We start from the raw sequence: 8,996 nt of genomic DNA on the forward strand, positions 1-8,996 counted from the left end.
CAGCCTCCGCCCGATGGGCGGCCGCCTCCGCCGCCGCGATCTCCTCCGGCCGCGCTCCGGCCTGCACGCGCGCCAGCTCCGCCTTCGCCGACACCAACGAGGCCTCCGCCGCGCGCACCGCCTGCTCCAGGTCCGGCACATGCAGCCGCGCCAGCACCTGCCCGGCGACGACCTCGTCCCCCTCCTCCACCGAGACCTCGGCCACGCGCCCCCCGATCTCAAAGCCCAGATAAGCCCACCGCGCGGGGACCACATCCCCGGAGGCCCAAATGACCCCCTCCAGGTCGTCCTCTCCATCCGCCGGGGTCGGTGTGGCTGCCGCTGAGCCACCGCCGGGCGCGGAGCAACCGGCCATCCCGTACACTACCGCGAATAGCACGACGACTCCCGCACACTTCCACAGGATACGCTTCATGGTCGTCCCTCATTCATACCGCAACGCTTCTACAGGGCTCAGGCGCGCCGCCCGCCAGGCGGGATACACGCCGCCCACGATCCCCAGACACAGGGCCACCGCCACCGCCTGCCCGATCAGGCGCAGGCTGTAGACCCCGGAGATATAGCTATACCCCGAGGCCGCCGACAGCCGGCTAAGCGCCACGGTCAGGCCGACTCCCAACAGGATGCCCACCAGCGCGCTCAGGAGCCCCAACACGGCCGCCTCGCTGATGATCATCCCCAACACCCGGCGTTGCCGCCACCCCAACGCTCGCAGCGTGCCGATCTCCCGGGTGCGCTCCATGACGGCCATGACCATGGTGTTCGTGACCACCACGCCGCCGATGAATACGGACAGGGCGATGATGGCCTGGACCATGGCCTCCGTCTGTTGCATATCCTGCGTGTTCTGGGCGAACTCACTGGAGAGCGAGGCCTTCAGCTCCGGGAAACGCTGCTCGATCATCGAGCGCACACGATCGGCGTCTTTGGGATCCCGCAGATCGATCAGGAGATAGCTGACCTGGCGGGGCCGGTTCAGCAACGCCTGCGCCTCGCGCAGGGCGATGACCCCGCCTCCCTCCTCCCAGGGGACGCCCGTCTCATAGATCCCGACAACCCGATAGCGGTTCTGGTAGAGGCGGACGGTGTCCCCGATCCGCAGCTTATAGTTCTCCGCGGCCATCCGGCCGATGATGATCTCGTTGGGGCGTCGGATACCACGCCCTTCGACGATCTGATAGTGGCGCATGGCCGGGGCGTTAACATCCATGCCCGTAATGATGAAGAGAGGCATCTCCTCCGTGATGACGAAACCCAGAAGCATCCCGGATACCGCCTTGACCTCCGGCATCGCCGCGATGGCGCGCCCGATCCGCTCGTCGATGGCGGAAAGGGACATATCCGGCACATCCGCCTGCATCACGGCGATATCCCCGGCCCCGCCGCTCCCCATGACCTGATTCAACTGCTCGATGAAGCCGTCCGTGATGGCGCCCAAGGAGACCAGGGAGGCCACGCCGACTCCGATGCCCAGGGCGGTCAACGCCGTCCGGGTCTTCCGACGGGCCAGGTTGCGCATGAACGAGGGCAGCGGTCGCAGGATTCGGGCCCATCGCCCTTCGCCCAGGCTGCCGCCCGCCCCTCCCTCGTAGCGCAGCGCCTCCACCGGCTGCAGGTTCGCGCCGCGCCAAGCGGGATACAGCCCCCCGACCACGCCCAGCAGCCAGGCGGTGACCATCCCCTGAACGAACAGGCCCGGCGTATAACGCCCCTGCAGCAGCGCCCCCACCGCCCGGCTGGTCGCCAGTGCCTGGGTGAGCATCACCCCCAGCGCGATGCCGATCAGCCCCCCGGCGGTGCTCAAAACCAGGGCCTCCCCCAGGATCAGCCGCAGCACCCGGCGACGACGCCACCCCAACGCCCGCAGCACGCCGATCTCCCGGGTGCGCTCGTACACGCTCATGATCATGGTGTTCATCATGCCCAGGCCGCCGATGATGATGGCGATGAAGGCGATCCCCCAGGCTAAGCCGCGCATCATGTCCGCCCACTGCATCTCCTCGCCGTAGGTTGCCGCCCGGGACACGGACACATCGGGCAACAGGCGCTCGATGCGCTGGATGACGTCGTCTATGCGATCCATCGCCTGTGGCCGGAGCCTCACTTGAAACAGGCTCACCTTGCGGGGCTTCTGGCCGATCTCCTGCGCGTCCTCCAGGGAGACGACGCCGCCGGATTCCTCCAACGCCTGCCCGGTCTCGTAGATCCCCACGATCCGGTAGGGCGTGCCGTAGATGCGGATCGTGTCCCCCACGCGTTTGTTCAAGCTCTCGGCCGCGCGTCGGCCCAGCGCGATCTGGCGAGGGCCGCGCACCGGCTCTCCTCCCACGATCCGGAAGTGATCCATGGCCGGCGAGTGAGGCTCATATCCCATGATCAGCATGATGGGCAGTCCCTTGGTGGAGATATACGCCATCACCCCCGGATCCACGCTCTCCACGTCCGGCAACGCGGCCAGGCGCTCGCCCAGCGTCTGGTCCAGGGAACTCAGGCTGGCATCCCAGGCCCCCGCCTGCATCACCAGCAGATCAGCGCCGCTGCCCCCCAGCAGGCTTCCCCAGTTGGCGATCAACCCCTCCGCCATGGCGCCCAGGGCGACCACCGCGGCCACGCCGATCGCGATGCCCAACAGGGTCAACGCCGTGCGCGTTCGGCGGCGAAGCAGGTTTCGGACGATCATGGCCCCGCCCCCTACGACACCTTCTGCCCATGCATCTCCTGCCGATCGGGCAACAGCGACTTCAACAAATCCCTATCCAGGTCGTCCATGACCTCCAGAAGGCGATCGCCCAGCAGCGCCACGATGTGGGGCATGTACATATCGATCCGCATGTGATGCTCCACCACGAAGGTCATCAGGGGGTTTCGCGTCCAAGAGGCGCGGGCGTCGGTCTCCTCCAGCCGCTCGCTAATGAGCGCCTCCCGGCCATCGACGACCAGCATCAATCCCAACGTCCCCTCCTGGCCCGCGTCGTCCGCGACGAGCGGAGTGACGGCCACGCGGCCGCCCGAGAAGTCCAGGGGTTTCGTCGTGTTGATGATGATGTGCACGCCGCGCTCCGCGGCCTCCGCCAGGGCCTTCGCCAGATCCGGGAACGTCTCCGGCAGGAGGGCCAGATGCAGGCGCTCCTCTGCGGCGCCGATCATCTCCCTAGCCCGGGCGATGATGTTGTCGTAGCCCTCCAGGTTCCACACGTAATCCAGCTCCCCTCCGGGAGTCAGCCCATCCAGCTCCCGGCGCACCGCCTCCACCTGGGCGTGATAATTCTCATGCAACCGGTCGAGCAGCTCATCCGCGGGCACGGGCATGTACCGGGTCGTGCCGCCCGCCACAGTGCTAAGCACAGCGCCGCGCGTCCCGAGCCTCCCCAACACCTCATAGATCATGGAGCGAGGGATGCCCGAGAGCTTGCTCAGCTCATACCCGGTGACCGGGCTTTTGCGCAGAAGGGCGATGTACGCCTTCGCCTCATATTCCGAGAAGCCCAACACTTGCAGACGCTCAATGACGTTCATCCACAGCCCTCTCCGCGATCGTTTGTACGGGATTCAGCAGATGATAGTCGTTGTGATCCCAACCACCACTACGCACCAACCTACTACACTCTGTCGATCCTGTCAAGATACGGATAAGACGCACAGGATCTTTCCAGGGCCAACCACGCCGCAGAGCTGGCCAGAATCCCCTCGAGGCCGGACGGAATTTCATCGAAAGAAGTGATGCAATTAGTGTAGTTGCACGGGTTATGGTACAATGGCGTCACACAACGCGATGAGGCCAACGGGTACAGCGTGGATAGCAAAGAGCACATCCTGGAGATCTTGAAGCAGGACGGGCCGATGACCGTGGGGGACCTGGCGAAGAGGCTGAGCCTCTCTCGCAGCGCCACGCGGCATCATCTGCGCGTCCTGGAACGGAACGGGCTGATCGCCGCCCTGGGTACGATGACGCCCCGAGGGGTAGGCCGCCCGGGCCTGCTCTACGGGCTCACCGCGCACGCGCTCGACGCCTTTCCACATGGGTACGATCGGCTGGCGGAGCGCCTGCTCCGCGAGATGAAGGAGACGCTCTCCGCCGCCCAGGTCGTCCAATGCTGTGAGCGCATGGGGCGGGAGATGGCCGCCGAGGCGCCGAGACGCATCCCTGGGCAGCCCATCGACGCCTTCCTGCAGGACCTCGTCGTTTACCTCACCCAGCACGGCTACCTGGCCCGAATCGTCCAGGACGGCGGCCAACGATATCTGGAGCTGGGGAACTGCCCTTACGCCCGTGTGGTGGAAAAGCATCCCGAGGTCTGCACGCTGGACCAGGCCATGTTGCGAGAACTCCTGACGGAGAAGATCCGCCCCGTCCACCTTTGGACGGGCGGCGGGCAAACATGCCGCTTCGCCATCCCGCCCTCGACCACGCCCAGCCCCTGAGTTGAATGCCCCATACGAAAGGCCGGGCTCCCCTGGGAAACCCGGCCGTCAGCGATGCGACGCGTACCTGTCGAATTCCTGCAAAGCGGCTTACCTCTGGATGCCGCCCTCGGTCAGCCGCTTTGGATCCAGCAGACGATCCAACTCCTCCGGGCTGAGATCGGTCATCTCGGCGGCCACATCCTTCACACGCCTTCCCTCCGCGTACGCTCGCTTGGCCACCTGGGCCGCCCGGTCGTAGCCGATCACCGGGTTGAGCGCGGTGACCAGGATAGGATTCCGCTCCACCAGATCCGCCATACGCTCACGATTCACCGTGAACCCGGCGATCGCCTTATCCGCCAGCACCCGCGCCGCGTTGGCCAGCAGGGTGATGGACTGCAAGAGGTTGTAGGCCAGCACCGGCAACATCACGTTCAGCTCGAAGTTGCCCGATTGCCCTGCCACGGTGATGGTCACGTCGTTGCCGAACACCTGGGCGCACACCATCGTGACCGCCTCCGGGATGACCGGGTTGATCTTGCCGGGCATGATCGAGGACCCAGGCTGGAGAGCCGGCAGGGAGATCTCGGCCAGCCCGGCCTGGGGGCCCGAGTTCATCCAACGGAGATCGTTCGCGATCTTCATCAACGACGCGGCCACCACCTTCAATTGCCCGCTCAGCTCGACGGCGGCATCCTGGGCCGCCTGAGCCTCGAAATGGTCGGTCGCCTCGACGAAGGGCAATCCCGTCTCTTCGGCCAACGCCGCGGCCATGCGTCTCCCGAACTCCGGATGGGCGTTCAGCCCGGTCCCCACGGCCGTCCCACCCAGCGCCAACTCCGCCAATCGCGGCAGCGTCGCCTCCACACGAGCGATCCCCTTCTCGATCTGGGCGGCCCAGCCGCCGATCTCCTGCCCCATTCGCACCGGTGTGGCATCCATCAGGTGGGTCCGCCCGGTCTTGACCACGTCCCCGGTCTCCTCGGCCTTCCGGCGCAACGTCTCAAGCAAGTGGCGCAGCGCCGGCAACAACACCTCCGCCACCTCCAGGTAAGCGGCAACGTGAATAGCTGAAGGGATCACGTCGTTGGAGGACTGCCCCATATTGACGTGGTCGTTGGGGTGGATCGCCTTCGAGCCCAGCTCGCCGCCCATGATCTGGATGGCGCGATTCGCGATGACCTCGTTGGCGTTCATATTGGTGGAGGTCCCGGAGCCCGTCTGGAAGATGTCGATGGGGAACTGATCGTCCCATCGCCCGTCGGCGACCTCCCGTGCCGCCTGCTCGATCAGCCGCGCCTTCTCGGCATCCAACAGCCCGAGATCGCGATTCACCCGGGCCGCGGCCGCCTTGATCAGCCCCAAAGCCCGGATGAAGGCCCGGGGGAACCGGAGCCCGCTGATGGGAAAGTTCTCCACCGCCCGCTGCGTCTGCGCGCCATACAACGCCTGAGCGGGAACCTGAACCTCGCCCAGGGAATCTCGCTCCACGCGCGTTTCCTTGGTCATTCGCCCACTCCTTCCTTAATCAATCTCACAGTATGTCTGAGAAATGCCGTTGCTTCTGCTATAGGGAAGCCCGGAGGAACCTGTCCCTCCGGAAAAAGCCCATCTCCCATCTTCGACCTGCCCGGCCTCGACTCAGATCCCTGCGAAAAGGACCGAGAAAGGCAGGTGCAGGCCAGAAAAGGGGAATTCTCGTGGAGGGGAGTTCCCCTCCACACCTCCCCTGTGGAGCTGACAGCTGAGGGAGCTTCTCAGACACCCTACCGGTCAATTTTCAGACACGCTCTCATCTTTTTTGACAGGGGGAACCACGAAGTAAGGGACAGCGGCCACGAGCGCCCCACGATCTGCGGCTTGTCGATACCCTCGCGACGCGGCTCAGCGCAGCACGATCTTCCGGAATCCCTCGGCGAACGGGGGATGTCCCTGATCGGATTGGGCCGCCCACTCCCGAATACGCTCGGCCAGCTTCTCCGGCTCCTTGATCTGGCTGCGATGCGCCAGGATGGCCTGGATCTTGTCCTCCAATGTCTCCGAGATGTCGATCCACGTATCCGGCTGGGTCGTCCCCGACACGTAGAGCTCCTCTACTTTGTGCGGCCGCAACCCCTCCCGCTCCTGCTCCGGGAAATTGAGCCGATCACGCGCCAGGGGGAAAACCGCGGCGATGGCCGCCTCGCCGGCCGCCCGATGATCCGGATGGTTGATCCCACCGCCCGGCCAGAAATACGTCGTCGGATCCTGACAGATGACCACGTCCGGCCGATAGCGACGGATCTGGCGCACCAGATCGGCCCGCAACCGCAAATCCGCCATCAGCTCCCCATCGTTATACCCCAGAAAGACGACCTCCTTGACGCCCAGTCGACGTGCCGCCTCTCGCTGCTCCTCCTCACGGATGGCCGCCAATCGCTCCGGCGTCATCTTTGGATCATTGCTCCCCTTATTGCCATTCGTGATCACGACGTACACGATCTCACAGCCATCCCGGGCCCACCTGGCGACGGTGCCACCGCAGAAGAACTCCGGGTCATCCGGATGGGCCATGATCACCATCACACGTCTCCGATTCTCGCTCATAGACCTCTCAACATCTCCTCTATGCCAGGAATGGAAGAACCCCTGCCCAAAGGCAGAGGTCTGCACCGAAGCGGATTGTACTAGAAACGGCAGGGCATGTCAATATCTCGTGCACGCGGTGATGTCTCACAAGTGCCACAGGTGTGCTTACCATGCTCTTTGTCACCGCAACGCTGCCATCCGTATCCCCACAACCCCAGGGCTTTTTCAAAGTCGGCGATATACGTGGCTTCATCTCCTGGCGCGGACAGCGGGAGGCACTGCCTTCTGTCACCCAAAAGGCCGAACTTGAGGAGCATGGTGGTCTCTCTGTCTAGTGTTGGTGATCCCACGGGAGACCATTTTGTGAGCAGCGCTGCATGAATGGCGCCTCCTGTGGGCTTTTTCCCAGACGGGGAATTTATCTGCAGGGGCGATTCATGAATCGCCCCTGCCCCAGCAACACCCATGAGGGAGACTACCAGGAGCACAGCCACACAAAAAGGCCCTGGAGTTTCCTCCAGGGCCTTTCCGTTCAACCGTGTCAGCCGATCAGGCCGTTACGGGGTCGCCGCGTTGTACCCAGCAGCCTGGTTGTTCCAGATCAGGTTCGCGATACCCACCAGCGGCTGATCGGACTCGACGACCACGACACCCGTCCAGTCGTTGGGCAGGTTCGCCAACGGCTCGCCGGGATCGGAGCTATAGCGGGTGTTCCAGCCCTGTGCACCGTTGCCCGGGATCACCATCTGAGCGGCGGGCACGGCCAACGTGCCGTCCGGGTTGTAGAAGCGGGTGGTCACCGTCGCGTTCGAGGTGCTCGTGTTCTGGAAGATGGTGGCCGACCACTTCTCCCACGAGCCGGTGTACTTGCGGAACATCACCGGGTAGTACAGCTTCGTGGAGGCATCGTTCGAGGTGCCCATCGTGTAAGAGGCCGTCTCATCGGCCGGTCGGCGCCAGATGTTGTTGACGATCCCAACCACGGGCACATCCGACTCGATCACCGCCAACCCGTTCCAGTTGTTGCTCACCGAGGCGAAGACCTCGCCCGGATCGGAGTCGTAGCGGGTGTTGAAGCCATCCGAGGAGAACGCCCCGATGGTCTGCGTCACCGCCGGAACCGCCAGCGTCCCATCTCGGTTGTAGAAGTAGAAGGTCAAGTGAGCATCGGAGTTGTTCGGGTTCATAATGATCAGACCCGAGTAGATCTGCCACTTGGAGAACTTCTTCTTGAAGATGGACGGAGCATAGAGCTTCTTGGACGGTTCAGAGACGCCCTGGTAGATGCTGGAACCCCACTTCCAGAGCGTGGTGACCACAGCGGCCACCTTCTGCGGCGAGGTGATGCGGGCAGCACCCTTCCAGTTGTTCGTGCCACCATCCGGATGGTTCTGCGGGATCTGGGGATAATCCCAGACGTCGAACGTCTTCGAGGCGCTGGGCGGGATGCTCGCCGTGACGGTGTGGACCGGCGTCGTGTAACCCCGGCTGTAGAACTCCACCGTTACGGTAGCCGTCACGGTGTCCGTGTTCTGGACCGTGATCTTGGACGACTGATAGGTCCGCTTGAAGATCGACGGAGCGTAGATGGTGTTGGCCCCCTCAGCGAAGCCCGTGTAAGCGCCAGCGGTGATCCCATCGCCATCGCCGCCGCCCGTCCACTCCGTGACGGCCGCGGCCGCCACCACACGATCCGAGGAGAGGACCATGGAGCCCACCCACGAAGCCGGCAAGCTGGTGGTCGACCCCTTGAAGGTGGCCTGGCCCGCATAGGGGACGTTCGCCGTATCCGTGAAGTCCGACTTACCCGTGGGGTTGATGTAGTCGGCCGTCACAGCGGCGTTCCCCGCCTGATCTGTGTTCGTCACGTAGACGGTGGTGTTTCCCGTACCCACGACGGGGCCCCCAGCATACGCCACGGTGGGGAACACCATCAGCAACACAGCGATAATGACGATCACTTTTCTCATAACGCAAACCCTCCTCGCATACGGATATCGTAAAGTTTGAAACTACGCGAACAC

7 protein-coding genes are annotated in these 8,996 nt (G+C 64.2%); 1 reads left to right on the plus strand and 6 read right to left on the minus strand.

Going from position 1 to position 8,996, the window contains the following annotated elements:
* The 3 genes from GXP39_09770 to GXP39_09780 form a co-directional block, all read right to left on the minus strand.
* Positions 1 to 415: biotin/lipoyl-binding protein (locus tag GXP39_09770; protein NOZ28323.1), on the minus strand; the 415-nt coding region annotated here is incomplete at its 3' end.
* Positions 416 to 424: 9 nt separating this feature from the next.
* On the minus strand, positions 425 to 2,680 hold the full coding sequence (locus GXP39_09775) for an ABC transporter permease (GenBank protein ID NOZ28324.1): 2,256 nt from the start codon (positions 2,678 to 2,680) through the stop codon (positions 425 to 427).
* A gap of 11 nt (positions 2,681 to 2,691) precedes the next feature.
* Positions 2,692 to 3,516: a TrmB family transcriptional regulator gene (locus GXP39_09780; GenBank protein NOZ28325.1), complete on the minus strand. Its 825-nt coding sequence runs from the start codon at positions 3,514 to 3,516 to the stop codon at positions 2,692 to 2,694.
* Positions 3,517 to 3,735: 219 nt separating this feature from the next.
* Here GXP39_09780 and GXP39_09785 point away from each other — a divergent pair, with 219 nt between their 5' ends.
* On the plus strand, positions 3,736 to 4,422 hold the full coding sequence (locus GXP39_09785) for an ArsR family transcriptional regulator (GenBank protein ID NOZ28326.1): 687 nt from the start codon (positions 3,736 to 3,738) through the stop codon (positions 4,420 to 4,422).
* 90 nt (positions 4,423 to 4,512) lie between these two features.
* Here the strand turns inward: GXP39_09785 and GXP39_09790 are convergent, their stop codons facing one another.
* The 3 genes from GXP39_09790 to GXP39_09800 all read right to left on the minus strand — a co-directional run bounded on the left by GXP39_09790 (position 4,513) and on the right by GXP39_09800 (position 8,942).
* Positions 4,513 to 5,913, minus strand: a complete 1,401-nt coding sequence (locus GXP39_09790) for a class II fumarate hydratase (protein NOZ28327.1) — start codon at positions 5,911 to 5,913, stop codon at positions 4,513 to 4,515.
* A gap of 375 nt (positions 5,914 to 6,288) precedes the next feature.
* A complete protein-coding gene (locus tag GXP39_09795; GenBank protein NOZ28328.1) occupies positions 6,289 to 6,990 on the minus strand; it encodes a PIG-L family deacetylase in 702 nt (233 codons plus the stop codon).
* Positions 6,991 to 7,529: 539 nt separating this feature from the next.
* Positions 7,530 to 8,942 carry a hypothetical protein gene (locus tag GXP39_09800; GenBank protein ID NOZ28329.1) on the minus strand — a complete coding sequence of 471 codons (1,413 nt, stop codon included), beginning with the start codon at positions 8,940 to 8,942 and terminating at the stop codon, positions 7,530 to 7,532.
* Positions 8,943 to 8,996: the final 54 nt, after the last annotated feature.

The organism is Chloroflexota bacterium (assembly GCA_013152435.1).
Classification (GTDB): domain Bacteria; phylum Chloroflexota; class Anaerolineae; order DUEN01; family DUEN01; genus DUEN01.